The following is a 15139-nucleotide window of genomic DNA, read 5'->3' as shown; positions in this document are numbered from 1 at the left end:
GTCATAAGCAATCGAAGTAAAATTCACATCCAACAACGTCGGCACGATCTGCAGGAGGAACGGTCCGTCCGGATCTTCGGGCAGCGTGATCTCACCCGTCGTCGCGTCGACAGGCACGATGTAGAACGCGAATTGCGTAGCTTCGTCGACGCGCCATGGTAGCACGCTGCGAACGCCGAAAGTTCCGTTCGAATCACGCGTGGGAAAGTTCAGCGGCACGTTGAGGTTGCCGCCTTGAATACGGAAGCCGACCTCTTGGCCGACGTTCGCGGAAGGCGCGCGGGGAACTGCCGCCAGACCGCTGCGCGCGCGGAGATCGCTCGCCGGACGAACGGTGAATTCAAATGTGTAGGGATCATCCATCGGATTGCCGGCGCGGTCGGCAATGATCGAGTTGGAAACGACAACACGGTAATTCCCGGTGTCCAGTAACGACTGCGGAAGAATCGTCAGCCGCCGCGCTTGGGCGCGAGCTTCGATGCCGGTCAATGGCATGGCTTGATCGTCACCGCCGCCGAAGACGCCGTCCGCGCCGAGGTATGTCACGCTGATTCCGGCGACATTCAACAGGGAGGTGTCGAGCGGCTCGCTGAAACGGACGTCGATCGTGGGAACGAAGAAGGATTTCAATCCGGCCGCGGGCGTCGTATTGATGACAGTCGGCATGACCGTATCCGGCGCCAGACCGAACGTCAGTTGATTGGAAAGCGTCGCGTTGCCCCCCGTATCGGTCGCGCGAACTTGCACGCGCATGGTGGTGGCTCCGGACGCCAAGGTCGGCGCGATGGCCGTCAAATCGAACGGAAAACGCACATCGTTGACGACGATTTGTCCGTTCACCAGTAGTTCGACGTTTCGCACTTGCACGTCGTCCTGCACCGCGACATCAATCTGGATGGAGCTTCCTTCGACGATCTGGACGCCAGGCGCGACAGGATCGACGTCCGCCGCCGGACTGGCGATCGAAATCGTCGGCGCGGTGCGCAGCGCATCGAACGAAAGGTAATTGACGACGACCAATCCCGCGGAGCCGTTCGCGACAAACCCAATACCGGCGCCGATCGCGACGCCGCGCGGCGGCGCGGGGAGCGTGAAGCTGGCCAACTGCTGATTCGTTTCCTGCGGATCAGAGACGTCGAGCACCGTAAACAGGTTCTGTCCCGCGGCGCCGACAATCGCGGCCAAGCCGGAGCCGTTCGCCGCGATGGCTTGATCGGGCGCCGTAAACGGACTCATTACGTCCGGTCCGCTGATCAACTGCATCGCCGCCGGATTGGAGACATCGACGGTCGAGACACCGCCGCGGTCCGCATCGGCGGCCGTGACGTACGCGACGCCGCCGCCGACAAAGAGCTTGCCGCCCGCGGCGGTCAATTGAACTGAACTGATCGGAACCAGCGTCAATCCGCTCACACCAACGGAATGCAGCACGCGATTGAAATCGACGGCATAGAGCACGCCTGAATCCACCGCGACATCGGAAATCCCCGCGGCGCCCAGCGCCAGGGATTCCAAGATTTCGCCTGTCACCAGGTCGACGCTGGCGATGCGGAAACCATCGACGACATAGGCGACGCCGTCGACGACTTCGAGCCGCGAAGCGCCGAACGGCGTGTATACCGTGCGCAGCAGTTCCGGCATCATGGGGTCGGAGACGTCCACAATATGCAATCCGCCGGAGCCGGACGCGACCACAGCGAGCGAACGTTGCGAGTCGATGGCTACGTCCAGGCTGTTGCCGGGCAGCGCCAGTTGTCCGAGCACGATGGGATTGTTGAATTGGGTGGCATCGATGATCGCGAGGCCGTGCGAACCAGTGGCGACGTAGGCCAACTGGCTTTGCGCATTCAACACGCTGCCTTCTAGCACAACTTCCTCGGCGCTCCCCATCAAGGGCAATGCCGAGATTACGCCCGTCGGGAAGCCACGGTTGTCGAGCGGATCGAGCCGCTGCTGGATTTCGGCCAGATCGCGAAGACCGTCGTCGTCGGTGTCGACGCTGTCGAACTCGGTGCCGATGATGAACTCGGCAATATCATCCAAGCCGTCGCCGTCAAAGTCGGGCGAGGTCGAGCGCGTCATCACGATGCGCGGCATCTCGAAACTGAAGCCCACCGGAGGCGTGGTGAACTCGCTGTAACCGTGGCGGCCGCTGTCGACATGGTAGACCCATTGTCGATGGCGCGCGTTGGGGGCCAGACCGACGCCGCCGGGACAGAGGAATTCGCCTTCCGTCACGTCGGTGGAACCGCGCATGACGAAACCCGTGTCCAAGTCTTCGATCATGAAGAAGAATTGTCCGGTCAACGGCTGGAGGGCGCCGCCGCCGCGCGTGCTGTCGGACACCGATTGAATCGTGAGGCCGTTGATCACGGCGCCGGGGAACGAGCCGCCCAGGTCCTCCAAACGCACTTGCAGTCGACCATCGGTCACCACGGCGCGGTAGGTATTCGTCTGGAACTGTCCGGCCATCGAGCTGACGTTGCCCAGGAAACGGTCCTCGACGAACACGCCCATCATGTCGCGGGCCGCGAGCTGATCGCCCATTGTGAGCGTGATCTCATAGGTGCTGTTGGGCAAATCGACGGCGAACGTGGCGTTGCCCGTCGCGTTGTAATCGCGCACCAAAGCCAACTCATTGACGCTAGTGACGAAATCGGTCGCCGTGACGCCGCTGCCCGGCAACCAACCGAATCCGCGTGCGGCGGAATAGGCGGTGTCCGGCGCAATGCGGGTGAATCCTTGCGCGACGGGCGACGAGGGTGTGCCGAAGTCGAATTGAAACTCTGGCGTGCCCAGGATGGAAACGGGCGCCGGCGGCGGGGCGCTGCCGACGGGCGTCCAAGCGCTCACGTAGGTGACGCTGTTTCCGGGGAAGAGGCTCAGCGGGCCGGCGCCGGCCGTGATGGGATTGTAGGAATAAACCAGCACCTGATCGATGTACAACTCGTAAGCCGGGAAGCCGTCGTGCGAGCCGCTGATCATGTACTCCGCCGGCATGCCGGACTGCTGGCGGATCGAGACGAAAATGTCGCTGTCGATGGATGGCGCACCGAACGAGGCGAGCGGGTTCGCGGCATCCAGGCCCAACCGGACATTGACCTGGTTTCCTCCGCCACGCGTCGTGACGACAGAATTGTTCGAAGAGTTGACGGACAACGTGTCTCGATCCGGCGTCGCACCGGCATTGATCGTGTAGTCCCAGTTGGGACCGCCGGGGACGGCTGTCGTCTGGGACGGCAAATAGCGCGTCGTCTCGCCGAAGTTGCGCGTCGGCGCACTCAATTCCGGCGAGGAAAGGGAGGGATCGACATTGATGGTAACCGCTTGCAGCGCTCGGTGGGTGCCGCCGCTGTAGCTAAAGCCGCGATTGTCGCCTCCGAACACGCAGTGCCGCAGTCCTGGCACGATGCAATCCAGATCATTGGGCGGAATCCCCAACAATGGTGCGCCGACGGCTTGCGTGGGAATAAACGCCCTCAGACGGATTTCGACGTCGTCGAAATCGCCGTCGCCGTCGCCGTCGCCGTCGCCGTCGCCATCTCCATCTCCATCTCCATCTCCATCACCGTCTCCGTCTCCATCTCCATCTCCATCTCCATCACCGTCCCCAGGCGTGTCGCCGCCGCCATTTGACCAGGGATCTGGGAAGTGCCAGCCGGGCGCCAAGATGCCGACGCCGGGGTCCGAGTCGATACTCAACCCATCGGCGCTGACCGTCGCGGATCCGATGATGTCCCAACGTCCCGCGTCGTGGTTGAATGAGTAGATCAGGCTCTTCTCGCCGGGCAGTTGTCCTTCAAGATTTGGAAATGAGACAGGCGCCGGTGCATCGAAGTTGGTCGCCCCGATGGCCTGAATCGACACGACTAACGGCGGCGACGTCATCGGCGGCAGTGGCGCCGGCGTGCGTCCCGTCGGAACGGGAATAATCAACGCTTGCGTCGAGACGTTGCCTTGTTTGTCGATGGCGGAGCCGGGGGCAATTTCGACTTGCATCCGTGCGAACATTTCCGGATCGACGTCCGGGAACATCTCCTCCAATTTGTCCATGCCCGCGTCGCCGAAACCGATCATCGACGTTTGCGTGGGCGACAGAGCTTGCACGTCGCCGATCGCCATGGGAGGTAGATAGACGTTGAAGGGCATGCCGCCCTTGTTGAGCTGCACCGTTTGACCGGGCACCACGTGGAAGGGCTTACCGACGCTCGGATAGGCGAAGCCGGGCGGCGGATTGGGGACCGTCGAGCCGTCGATATGAACGAAGAACTCCGGCGACGGCATATTGGTCAGCAGGAAGCGGCCGTCCGCGTCGGTTGTGACGTTCGCTTCGGGAAAGGCGTCGACGCGAATCGTGGCGCCGCGCAGCGGCAGATTCGTGTACGAGTCGTACACGTAGCCGAAGATGTTGGTGTTGGGAATGCGCGTGAGGGGCAGCGTGCGAAAATCGAAGAAAGTGGTCCCGCCCGCGTCGCCGTCGCCATCGACGTCGACCGGCAGCCCGTCGCGCCCGCGCAACAGATTGCCGTCGAGCATGACCCGAATCTCGGTCGCTGCCGGCAATGGTTGATCGGCGAAAAACGTGGCCGATTGTTCCAACATCGAGACACGAATGCGCCCCGCCAATCGCTGTCCGTTGGCGATGAGAAAGAACGACTCGTTCGTGATGGAATCGGGATCGACCGTGCCATCGAAACGCACGGTCGTCTCGCGTTCCAGACCGACGCGTTCCTCGCCGACGCCCGGTGCGCCGCCGGTGAACTTGACCGGCTCTGTGACCGGCGTGCCATCCGGCAAGACGGCGCCGAAGTAATTCCGCACGGCGTTCAGGTCTTCCACGCCGATGTTCAAGTTGCCGGTAATATCGCCCAACACGCGCAGGCCAGCAACGCCGAAGTTGTTACGCACGAGGTTGAGGTCGGTGACGTCGACTCGGCCATCGCGATTGATATCCGCGAGGCGCCCGGGCTGGTTGGTGCCGAAATCGTTGCGCACCAGATTCAAATCGGTGACGTCGACAATCAGGTCGCCGTTCGCGTCGCCGACCAGAATCATCTGCGACGACGCGAAGTTATTTCGCACATGGTTCAAGTCCGACACGCCGACGCCGCCGTCCCGGTCCACGTCGCCCGGCAAGACGTCGAAGTTGAAGAGAAAATCGCCGCTGGCCACGCCGTCGCCCGAGGGGAATTGCAACTTCTGTGCGGACCACTCGCCGTCGAGCAGATTCATGTCCGCGTCGTGAATGCGTGACGAGAGATCGATGAGCAACCGATCCACGGACAGCGGAGCGCCGAGGGTCCAAGTGCCCGTGCGGGAAGCCGCATCGTAACTAAACGACGCGACATCCAACTCGCCGGACCTGACGCTGCGCAGCGTCAAGTCGTGGACCGTGACGTTTACGTCCTTGGTGAACGTCAGCTTGATTTGATCGAGATTTGTCCAGGGGAGCGTGCGAGCCTGGTCGTCGCCGGCTTGAAGGGAATAGCCGCCGTCGCCCAGCCCCGCTTCGAACAAGAAATCAAGATACGTGTCGGTCCACTGGGTGCTGCTGACTTGCACCGCGGAAATCGAGGGAGCAATGCTCAATACGCGGCGCTCTTCGAGTCGCTCCAACTGTCGTTTGGGACTGCGACGGAGTCTCTGATCCTGCCTTCTTGAAAGCGCATTGATGGCGCGGCGCGCAAGAGAGCGTCGGAGTCGCATGGTATGCCCCTTGAATTGTCGGCGAGAGACAAGGCTCGAAAAGCACAGTCTCGATAAGCAGCGGTGAAACGGCCGCAATCTAACAGTGCTGTCAAGCGCGGACAAGCATTTTCTCAGATTTCCTTTTGCGATCCAGTTTGCATAAGAACTATGGCAAATGCTCACGAACAGTTCGGCAAATGATGTGCGCTCGGCCATTGTGGATTTCGAGTCGCGTACCGAACGAGCTACTGAGCGCGGCGAGTCGCTTGAGAATGGCCACAGCAGTATCGCCTACGGCCGGCGCCACGGCTTTGTCGTGAAGCAGGATCGGAATGAGCTCGATTCCGGCCACGCCTCGTTCGTCGAACGAAAGCATCGCCATCACCGAACGGTCGTCCCAACTGAGGAATTTGAAATCGCAGAGGAAATTGCCCAGGTCATAAAAGATCGGGCAATCGCGGTACATTTCAATTGCCCGATTGACGTGCGCATGGTGGCCGATCACGGCGTGAAAACCCGCGTCAATCGCCGCGTGCGCCATGGCGACATGTTCAGGAGGAACTCGCGACTCATGATTGCGGCCCCAGTGGATTGCCAGTAGCCGAATCGTCGATGACGAATCGTCTGTCGCGATGAGCTTGTCCAGGTGTCGCTGGAAATCGCTCAACTTTTCTGACACAAAGCAATAGCCCGGCAGGGTTTCGGTAGCGCGAAATTCGGGTTCAATCGTCGTGACGGCATGCAATGAAGCGCTATGCGCTCCCAACTGAAACTTCGCCGGACGCTGCGCCGACATCGCCGTCTCTCCCGCTCCGGCATAAAAGACGCCGCGACCCGGCAGGTGACGCGTCAGCATTTCCATCAACGCGTCGGGCCCGTAGTCCATCGCATGATTGTTGGCGACCGAAACGCAGGTCACGCGATCGGATGGAAAGACGTCGAGCATCGTCGGCGACGCCCGGAGGTGCCAGACGCGATCGCCTTGCTTGGCCACGGGCGAGCCGCTCTCGGCGACGACGCATTCCAAATTGCAGATCAATCCGTCCGCTTCATCGAGCACTGGTCGAATTGCAGCCAGCGCATGTGCCGTGCCCAGCCGCTCCGCCCAGCGCTCGGTAAATCGTCCGAGTTGCGCGTCGCCGGCCAGCAGCATACGGGAGATTCTTCCTGCGCCGCTCGTGGATTTCCTCGCGGTTGGTCGCGCTGTGAATCGCTCCAGCATCCGGTCCCGATAGCCACGCACCTCATCGCCAGCGGTAGAGAATGCCGCTTTCGGCACCTGCGTCAACAGCGCCATGGCCGCCATAGCCGCGTGCTGCACGTTGTCGCAGCGCACCTGATTGTCCGCGAGTGTCGTTCGCAAACCGCCGAGCACGCGTTGGCGATGGCGCAGGTAGAAGGCGTTCTCTTCGCGAAACTGCAATTGAATCAAGTAGCGCCAGCCCCATCTCAGAGAGGAGCAGTAGGCGGCGGCGCGGGTCTCGTCGCCGGCCGCGCGCGCAGCCGCATAGGCGTAGGCTAGCCCTTCCAAATAAACTGCCGTCGACGAAGCATGCGACGGGCCGTTGTAGGCGAAACGGCTGACGAAGAAATCGCCTTGTTGGTCGAGCGGACTCGCTGGATCGACGTTTTGCAGGCACACGAGCCAGTCGTTCAGTTCGAAGATCGCTTTCGTGTAGTCGTCGTCACCCGTGAGCTTGGCCAGTCGCCAGTAGGCCATCGTGTGCCAAGGAATGAACGGAGCATAACGTCCTGTTGCGCGGTAATACGGCAGGTAATACTCGCGCGCGTGCCGCAGACGTTCCTGGAGCGCGGGATCAGGCCGGCGCTCCAGCCACATCGCCAAGGCGAGCATCGCTTCGCCGCTATAAAAGCTCTGTTGGTCGTTGCGGTCCGACGGCACGAAAAACGTGCGAAAGCTCCCGTCTGGCTCGCTTTGGCTCAGCAAGCCGTGCTTGAGCGATGCGGCTTCGCTCGCATACTTTTCGCCGTTGTCTCCGGCCAAGAGCGCCATTAGAGCGCAGGCCGCGGCCCCCAGTTTCGCTTTGTCTTGATCGATGATGTATGCGAAGGCGCCGGTATTGCGGTAATACTTTGCGAGGTTATACGCCAGATTTCTTTGATACGCCTCCTGATGCCGTTGGTCCGGAGCGTCGCGATGGAGTTCCGCGAGGCAATGCGTCGCCATCCATTGTCGCAGGTCGTTGTTCGCCGAACTGTATTCGCCCCGCGACGGAAGATACTTGTATTCCAAGCTACCGTCGCCGCGGACGTGCCGCAGCAACCACTTGCCAGCGCCGTCCAGCAGTTGTTGAACGGAGCCGAAATCGGTCTGCTCGCGTGGAATCGTGCGATCACAACGGAAGAGCCGTCGGGGCGGCGTCGCGCGAGACGGCTGCACGAGATGGATCGTTTCCAGCCGCCACAGCCGCGCGTCGGCACGTCGATATCCGTCGCTCGAAAGTCCGATCGATTCGGCGAGGCGCTCACAGGTCTTCGTCGCGGAGTAATTGTGAATGATCGGCTTGCTGGACGAAAACCAAGCGCAACGCCCAGCGCACTCCAGGGCAAGTCCATGCACGCCGAGCGAAATCGCCTGGCTAATCGCCGAATGGGAGCGATCCGTAAGTTCTTCGGCGCCGTGGAACAGCGTGAGCTCAATGCCAAGCCGATCGCTTTCCGGTAATTTCAAGCGGCGATTGTCACGGACAGGCCGTTTCTCGAAGGCGCCGAGCCAATCGACCAGTTGGACGCCAGGTTCAAGTTCCAACTCGTTGAGCCCGGCATGGCAGCCCTGCCAAAGTCGAAGGGCGTTTGCCACGCCTTGCCAGAGGCTCTCGCCAATGGTTGCGCCTTGCCCAAGCCCCTCGCAGAGATACTTTCCGTCCTCGCGAAACGACACATGAATCGGCGCGGCCGGCGTCAGCGAACAAGGCGTGACCACGAGCTCATCGCGTAACTGGCTGCGCACCGCCTGACGAACATAGTCCACCAACGACACTCCGTCCTCCGTCGAAAGCTCGCATAGCTCCGACTGAGGGTGAAAATTGTCGACGTGGTACAGTTTCCAGTACTCAGTGGTTACCGGCTGGCGCACAACTCAATCCTGCCGGGCTTATGACTTGCCCCGCCACTTGCGACGCGACGCCGCCAAGAGCGTTCCACCGGACAACAGCAGCGCCCAGGTGCTTGGTTCCGGCACCGGTTGGAAATAGCGACTCGCCACATAGTCTGAAACGGCGCGACCCAACGCTTGTCCGTCTTCCTGATCCATCCGCCAATGGACGCCGAGATAAATGCGACTCATGGTGTTTTCGCCTTCTGGAGAATTCTCCAGTCCGGGACCAAGGGCGCCGTCTTGCGTGAAGCGAACGTACTCGCGTGTTCCGCCGCCGCCCGGCTCGATCGAGAACAGCGCATATTCGTCGGTCACCGCATCGACGCCAATCATCGCGTCGGCCACGCTGAAGTCGTTCGTGCCGTAGAACAATTCCAGCGCTCGGTAAATGGCGCCGCCCATCGTCGCATGCCCCGACGTGTAAGCGGGAAATGGCGGCGTAAAGTCATCGGCTGCGCCGTTCGGATCTGCCCCGGGCGAACCCAACGGCGCCCATTCGAGATCTTCGATCGTGTCGGGGTTGTCGTCTTCCGCCGCGCGGCGAATCCCGGTGATGGGCCGCCAAAGGTCGGCTTCGTATTTGACGTCCCAGGTTGCGATGATGGCGTCGGCCAGGGCCACGGACGCCATCGCAAACATGCGAGCGTTCTGTTCTGGCGAATTGCCGATTTGATTGCCGATTTCGATCATGTTCTCACTGAACAGCACCGGCGGCGCACCGGTGCCCGGGCGATCATAGGCCCAGAACAGGCCGATCGCGGTCTGGTCGGCCGTGCGGGTGTCGCTGACCCGCGAACCATAAGCCTTCACCTCGTAGTACGCGTCGGTGTAGCGTTGACTCGTGATGTCCGGCAGGTTGAGCACCGCATCGAAATGGTCGGGGTTCGGCATCGCCCAGGGATGCACCGATCCCCAGTCGGAACCCCAGCCTTTTTGCCCGGGGTGCAGGGGATCCGAACTCCAGTGTCCGGGCGCGTCCGACGGCGTGTATTGATCGGGCAGGTTCCAGCCGTCGTTTTGATGAGCGTTGATGTATTGCTGGGCAATTTGATTGCCGAGGCTGATGCCGGCTGTCTTCGCCGCGCTCTTGGGAATGACCGCCAAGCGCGTCGCCAGCACGTGGTCGAGCGTCATCTGTTCTTCGGTATAAATTTCGCTGATCACTCGATAGGCGGCTTGAGCGACGGCCGCATCCACGGAGGCGTGCGGCGCATGGGTATCGACTTTGAAGGGCTGGTGCGTGCGATGAATGGCCTGATAGACGTCGTAAATCGAACCGTTCATCATCGCCATGGCGCGCGTCGGCACGCCAGGATTGTGCTTGGACACGACCTTCCGCGCCGCGTTGTTCAGCGTGACATTCCAGTCTTGCACGTTGTCGGCGTGTACCAGGGACGCCGAAGCAATCATGCTGCCGCAAATCAGAACTGACACAAAAACGCGTTGCATGGAAATCTCCACGGGCCGGATTGTGCCTGCCCGGACCGAGGTACTCCCCCGGGCGGTGTGAGCAGGACCGAGCTCGTACCTCGCCGCCTCGTCAATTCAACGGAAATAGCGCCGCACGGGAGTCGTCCGTTCGCGCGCACGCTCGCCGAATAACCCGCAAGCCCTGAAGCGGCGCGTCGAGCACGCAAACACTTGCCGTCCGCGCGCGTGCCATGACGAACGTCACGACAGATTCCGTCGTCGCAGCATTGGCCAATCCATTCGGCGCCGAAGCGGCATTCTTGACCTGCTTTCGGGCCAGCCAAGGCGACTGCAATATAAGCACTCCCGATGCGCGGTCAAGCAATTTCCCTAAAACAAGAGAAGTTCCGGGGAAAAACTTTTCGTGTTCTCTTGTGCGGCAACCGCGCAGATTTGCTGAGTTCGCGTCGATCGCAATCCGACGGTACGACATTGAAATGACGCGATCTGGGCGCGAATTGAGTGCGACACAGGAGTCGAGCGGCGTTCAATCGCCCGGCTCGCGGGCGCTGTTCTCCACCGCGCTGTCCGGCTCGCCGAGGTCTTGAAGTTTCTCGCCCGTCTCGCGCAGGACGGACTTGCCGTGTTCGACGGCTTTCTCCGTGGTCGCTTCAATTCTCCGCTCGTCAATGATGATTTCCGTCGTGTCGCCGGTGCGTCGAAGGCAAACGACGCCGGTGGCGATCGCGATTAGGACGACGATCACGAACACAACCAGCAACACAAATCCGAAGCCGACGCCGCCCCCGCTCGCTTCGTCCGTTGTCGTGCGATACCAGGCCATGTGGATCCTCCTCAATCAATAGTTGCATGCCGCCTCCTTGCGCCTTACGCCAATCTCATACCAATGTCGCGCAGTGGATCGGTCGAGGCCGTCCGCGGCATACGCGTTGCATATCGCCGGACGGACCGCTAACGAAGACGAGGTGCGTCAGACCGTCGAGGAGAAACCGATTCTCTTGGTCCCGCGGGGTTTCCGCACCTATCACCGGCGGGCGAGAACAATTGGCAACGTCAAATTGTTCGAGGACGGTCCGACACGGTGGCGGCGACCCGACACAACCGCAGGTGGTCTACCAGGCCATGCTGGGTTGTCCGCCCGGCCAGACTCGCCGACAGTTTGGTTGGGCGTCTTTATTTCTCGTCGAAGTTTGATTTAGCATGACGCACGTCGGTCGTTTTGCGTCCAGCCGACATGTGCAAACGGGCAAGGGAGGGCGCCGTGCGACTTGAAACATGGTTTGGCATTTCCTTTGCGATACGAAACGCCGGGGCAAGCCAAACAAGAAACATTTCACTAGGATCAATCCCATCATGAGCACGCGACCGTTCGACAAACTCCACGACCTGCTGCATGGCTTCGATATGGCGATGCTCGTTACGCGTAACGCCGAAGGCCAACTTCGCTCGCGCCCGATGGCCCTGGCCGAAGTCGGGGACGACGGCACGCTCTGGTTTATCACTCAGCGGCATTCGGGCAAAGCGGAAGACATCGCCCAGGATCGGCGGGTGAACGTCTCGCTGCAATCGAGCATGAAGTTCATTTCGCTGAGCGGATCCGCCGACCTGGTGGACGATCGCAGCAAAGTGACAGAGCTGTGGAGTGAAGCTTGGAAAGTCTGGTTTCCGCAAGGCCAGGACGATCCGACCTTAACGCTGCTTCGCATCCACGGCGAGTGCGGCGAGTAATGGGATAACAGCGGCGCCAGCGGCATCAAGTACCTGATCGAAGCCGGCAAGGCCTACCTCGCCGGTACGCGTCCCGACGTGGCGGATGATCCGAAAATCCACGCCAAAGTACAACTGTAGTCGCTGCCAACCAACTCTCGGTCAAACTGGTGCATTTATGGAACGCCTAGGCAGCATGCTCGCTTCAACACCGGACGCAGAACTTCTGCAGCCGTTCGCGCATGGCGCAACCGATCGCGGTTTGGTGCGCTCGGGCAACGAAGATCAGTTTCTGATCGCCGTATTGCGCAAATCCATGCAGATTCAGCAGTGCAGTTTTTCGGCGCCGACGACGCGAGTAGCGCACGAGGCCGGCCATCTCTGGCTGGTGGCCGACGGCATGGGCGGGCACGAAGGGGGTGAAACCGCGAGCCTGTTGGCGACGGAGGCGATCGAAGAGTTTGCGCTGAACGTGCTCAAATGGTTCTTTCATTTGCGCGGCGCCGAAGGTTCCGAGTTGCTCTTGGAGTTCGAGCAAGCGCTGCGCAGTGCGGATCAACGCTTGGTTCATGAAGCCGCCCACGACCCGACGCTATTCGGCATGGGCACGACCGTCACGGTGGCATTCTTTCTCGCCTCGACCGCGTTTGTGCTGCACGTGGGTGATAGTCGCTGCTACCTCCTGAAGCGCGGAGTTCTTAGTCAAGTCACGCGTGATCATACATTGCGTGAACTACTAGCAGGCCGCGGCGAGCTGCCGCCCGACGAGGCGACGCAAGCACGGATGAGTCATATCCTAACCAACGTGGTCGGCGGACCGTCGGCAGGTATTCACGTGGACATCCACAAGGTGAAGGTCGAGCCCGGCGATCAACTGCTACTTTGCACGGACGGGCTGACCGCCATGTTGACCGACGCAGAGATCACGGACGTGCTGCTCGCGGCAGTTAGTTCGGAGACAGCATGCAGGGCGTTGATCGAAGCGGCAAATCGTGGCGGCGGTCACGACAATGCGACGGCCATCGTGGCCCGTTTCGAGTCCGTCGAAAAGGCTGCCTTGTAATCCCAGCACAGAAACGAAACATCATTTGATCTCGCGAGCAATTGTCATGCATACGCCTTCGAAGTCCGCCGTCCGTTTCGCCGTCGTCGGCCTAGGGCATTTCGGCCAGACCGCGGTGTTGCCCGCCTTTGCCAATGCCAAGGAAAAGGCGACGCTTGCCGCGCTCTTCACCGGCGACGCAGAAAAGGCGCACGAGTTGAGCGCCAAATACCAGGTGAAAGCGCACTCCTACGACGCCTACGATCGATTGCTGGCCGCTGGCGACATCGACGCGGTGTATATCGCGCTGCCCAATGCGCAGCACCGCGACTACACGGAACGAGCAGCGCGCGCCGGTGTCCACGTACTCTGCGAAAAGCCGCTGGCGGCGACGGTTGAGGACGCGGCCGCGATGGTGGAAGCCTGCGAGCGGCAAGGTATTAAATTGATGACCGCCTATCGACTTCACTTCGAGGAAGGCAACCTGCAGGCAATCAAAGTCGTGCAATCCGGTCGCCTCGGCCTGCCACGCGTGTTCACATCTATTCACTCGTCGCAAGTGGAAGCCGGCAACACGCGACTCGACGCCTCCCTCGGCGGCGGTCCGCTGGAGGACATCGGCATCTACTCCATCAACGCGGCGCGATATTTGTTCCAGGCGGAGCCGTTCGAAGCCTCGGCGTTCGCGGTGCATGGCGACGATCCGCGCTTCGCCGAAGTACCCGAAACGGTGACGGCGATGCTGCGGTTTCCCGACGATCGCCTGGCGACGTTCATCTGCAGTTTCGGCGCGGCGAACCATTCGGAATATCGTGTCATCGGCGCCGACGGCACGCTGACGATGAATCCGGCCTTTACCTGGCAAGGCGACATTCAACAGAAAATCGTCGTGAAGGGGCGTGAAGAATCGCGTACCTTCGCGCATCGCGACCAGTTGGCCGCGGAGTTGCTGTATTTCGCCGAGTGCATCCAGCAGGATCGGACACCGGAACCGTCGGGCGACGAGGGTTTGATCGACGTGCGGATCATCGACGCCCTCCGCAAATCAGTTGCGGAAGGGCGAGCCGTGAAGTTGTCGATTGAAGGTGATGCGCGGCCCAATGTCTCGCAATCCATTCAGCGCGATCCGCCGCGACAACCTACGCCGGTCAATGCGGCGGCGCCCGCTAAGAAATAGCTGCGCCTAGGGCGCGGCGGTCAATGCAGATTGGCTGTCGAACACCGATTAATCTGTTCGCCCGATCTCGCCTCCTGGGCGGTGACGCAATAAGTTGCGTCGCGATTTTTCCAAGTTGTAAGCAACGGGATGGCTGGGATGGGTCCGCAATACGAAGAGGCCGGCGAGGCAGGACAGACTCACCATTGCCACGAAGATCAAAAGCATGACAGCTGCTCCGAAAGGGTTTGACCCCTGAAGACGTGTGCAAAGTTCGCGCCGGACCAGCCTGGACGTGATCCGGCATTGCGCCGGTTAAGGCGCCGCGGCCGACTGTTCTTCGAAGATGGAATCGATTGCCGCGGTGAACGCTGTCCTGGAGACACTTATTCCTTGGTTCAAAGTGGCGAACCAGAGCGCCTCGCGGGCGCCGTTCTCGCTTTGCATTGTCCGCTTCGTAGCACGCGCCAGCAGCAACGCATCGAAGGCATGCGCCGCTTCGCTGTCGGCCCAAATCATGTTCCGCGTCGAGGTCACGGGAGAGGATTGATCCGCCAAGTTGGGCGACGTCATGGGGGCGATCGCTGTCAATGGATTGACGTAGACGCGAAAGACATCTTTCGCCAGATTGCCTTGGGCGTCACGGACCCAAATACTGATGCTGGCATCGCCCGTCATGTTGGGCGTGGGCGTGATCTTCAACGTGCGATTGGCGCCACCGCCACCCAGCACGAGCCCCGAGGTCGGCGCCAAGGACGGGTTCGAACTTGACCCGGTCACGGACAGCGAACCAGCGGGAGTTTCAGCGTCGCCGACCGTGAAGGGGCGCATGGGAATGCTGTCGCCCACCAAGGCCGTGATGTTCGACAAATCCGTGACGCTGGGCGCTGTGTTATTTGCGGTTGGTTGGACGGTGACTCGAAAGATGTCCTTGGCGAGAAGCCCGGCCGCGTCGCGCACCCAGACACTGATGGTGGTGACGCCTGTCGCATTCGGC

General features: G+C 61.1%; 8 protein-coding genes. 3 read left to right on the top strand and 5 right to left on the bottom strand.

Annotated elements, in window-relative coordinates; translation table 11 throughout:
- From SGJ19_04570 to SGJ19_04555, 4 genes are all read right to left on the bottom strand, one after another.
- On the bottom strand, nt 1–5589 hold a 5589-nt coding region (locus SGJ19_04570), incomplete at its 3' end, for an Ig-like domain-containing protein (protein MDZ4779505.1).
- A 265-nt stretch (nt 5590–5854) separates the two neighbouring features.
- Nucleotides 5855–8689: a CapA family protein gene (locus SGJ19_04565; GenBank protein ID MDZ4779504.1), complete on the bottom strand. Its 2835-nt coding sequence runs from the start codon at nt 8687–8689 to the stop codon at nt 5855–5857.
- A gap of 114 nt (nt 8690–8803) precedes the next feature.
- Nucleotides 8804–10255: a PEP-CTERM sorting domain-containing protein gene (locus SGJ19_04560; protein MDZ4779503.1), complete on the bottom strand. Its 1452-nt coding sequence runs from the start codon at nt 10253–10255 to the stop codon at nt 8804–8806.
- Nucleotides 10256–10763: 508 nt separating this feature from the next.
- Nucleotides 10764–11060, bottom strand: a complete 297-nt coding sequence (locus SGJ19_04555) for a hypothetical protein (protein MDZ4779502.1) — start codon at nt 11058–11060, stop codon at nt 10764–10766.
- A gap of 530 nt (nt 11061–11590) precedes the next feature.
- On the opposite strand from SGJ19_04555, the gene SGJ19_04550 reads away from it, so the two are divergent.
- The 3 genes from SGJ19_04550 to SGJ19_04540 all read left to right on the top strand — a co-directional run bounded on the left by SGJ19_04550 (nt 11591) and on the right by SGJ19_04540 (nt 14163).
- Nucleotides 11591–11965 carry a pyridoxamine 5'-phosphate oxidase family protein gene (locus SGJ19_04550; GenBank protein MDZ4779501.1) on the top strand — a complete coding sequence of 125 codons (375 nt, stop codon included), beginning with the start codon at nt 11591–11593 and terminating at the stop codon, nt 11963–11965.
- A gap of 175 nt (nt 11966–12140) precedes the next feature.
- On the top strand, nt 12141–13007 hold the full coding sequence (locus SGJ19_04545) for a protein phosphatase 2C domain-containing protein (protein ID MDZ4779500.1): 867 nt from the start codon (nt 12141–12143) through the stop codon (nt 13005–13007).
- A gap of 46 nt (nt 13008–13053) precedes the next feature.
- Nucleotides 13054–14163: a Gfo/Idh/MocA family oxidoreductase gene (locus tag SGJ19_04540; protein ID MDZ4779499.1), complete on the top strand. Its 1110-nt coding sequence runs from the start codon at nt 13054–13056 to the stop codon at nt 14161–14163.
- A 294-nt stretch (nt 14164–14457) separates the two neighbouring features.
- Here the strand turns inward: SGJ19_04540 and SGJ19_04535 are convergent.
- On the bottom strand, nt 14458–15139 hold a 682-nt coding region (locus SGJ19_04535; GenBank protein ID MDZ4779498.1), incomplete at its 5' end, for a hypothetical protein.

This window comes from Planctomycetia bacterium (assembly GCA_034440135.1).
GTDB lineage: Bacteria > Planctomycetota > Planctomycetia > Pirellulales > JALHLM01 > JALHLM01.
This window is presented reverse-complemented; position numbering and strand designations above follow the sequence as displayed.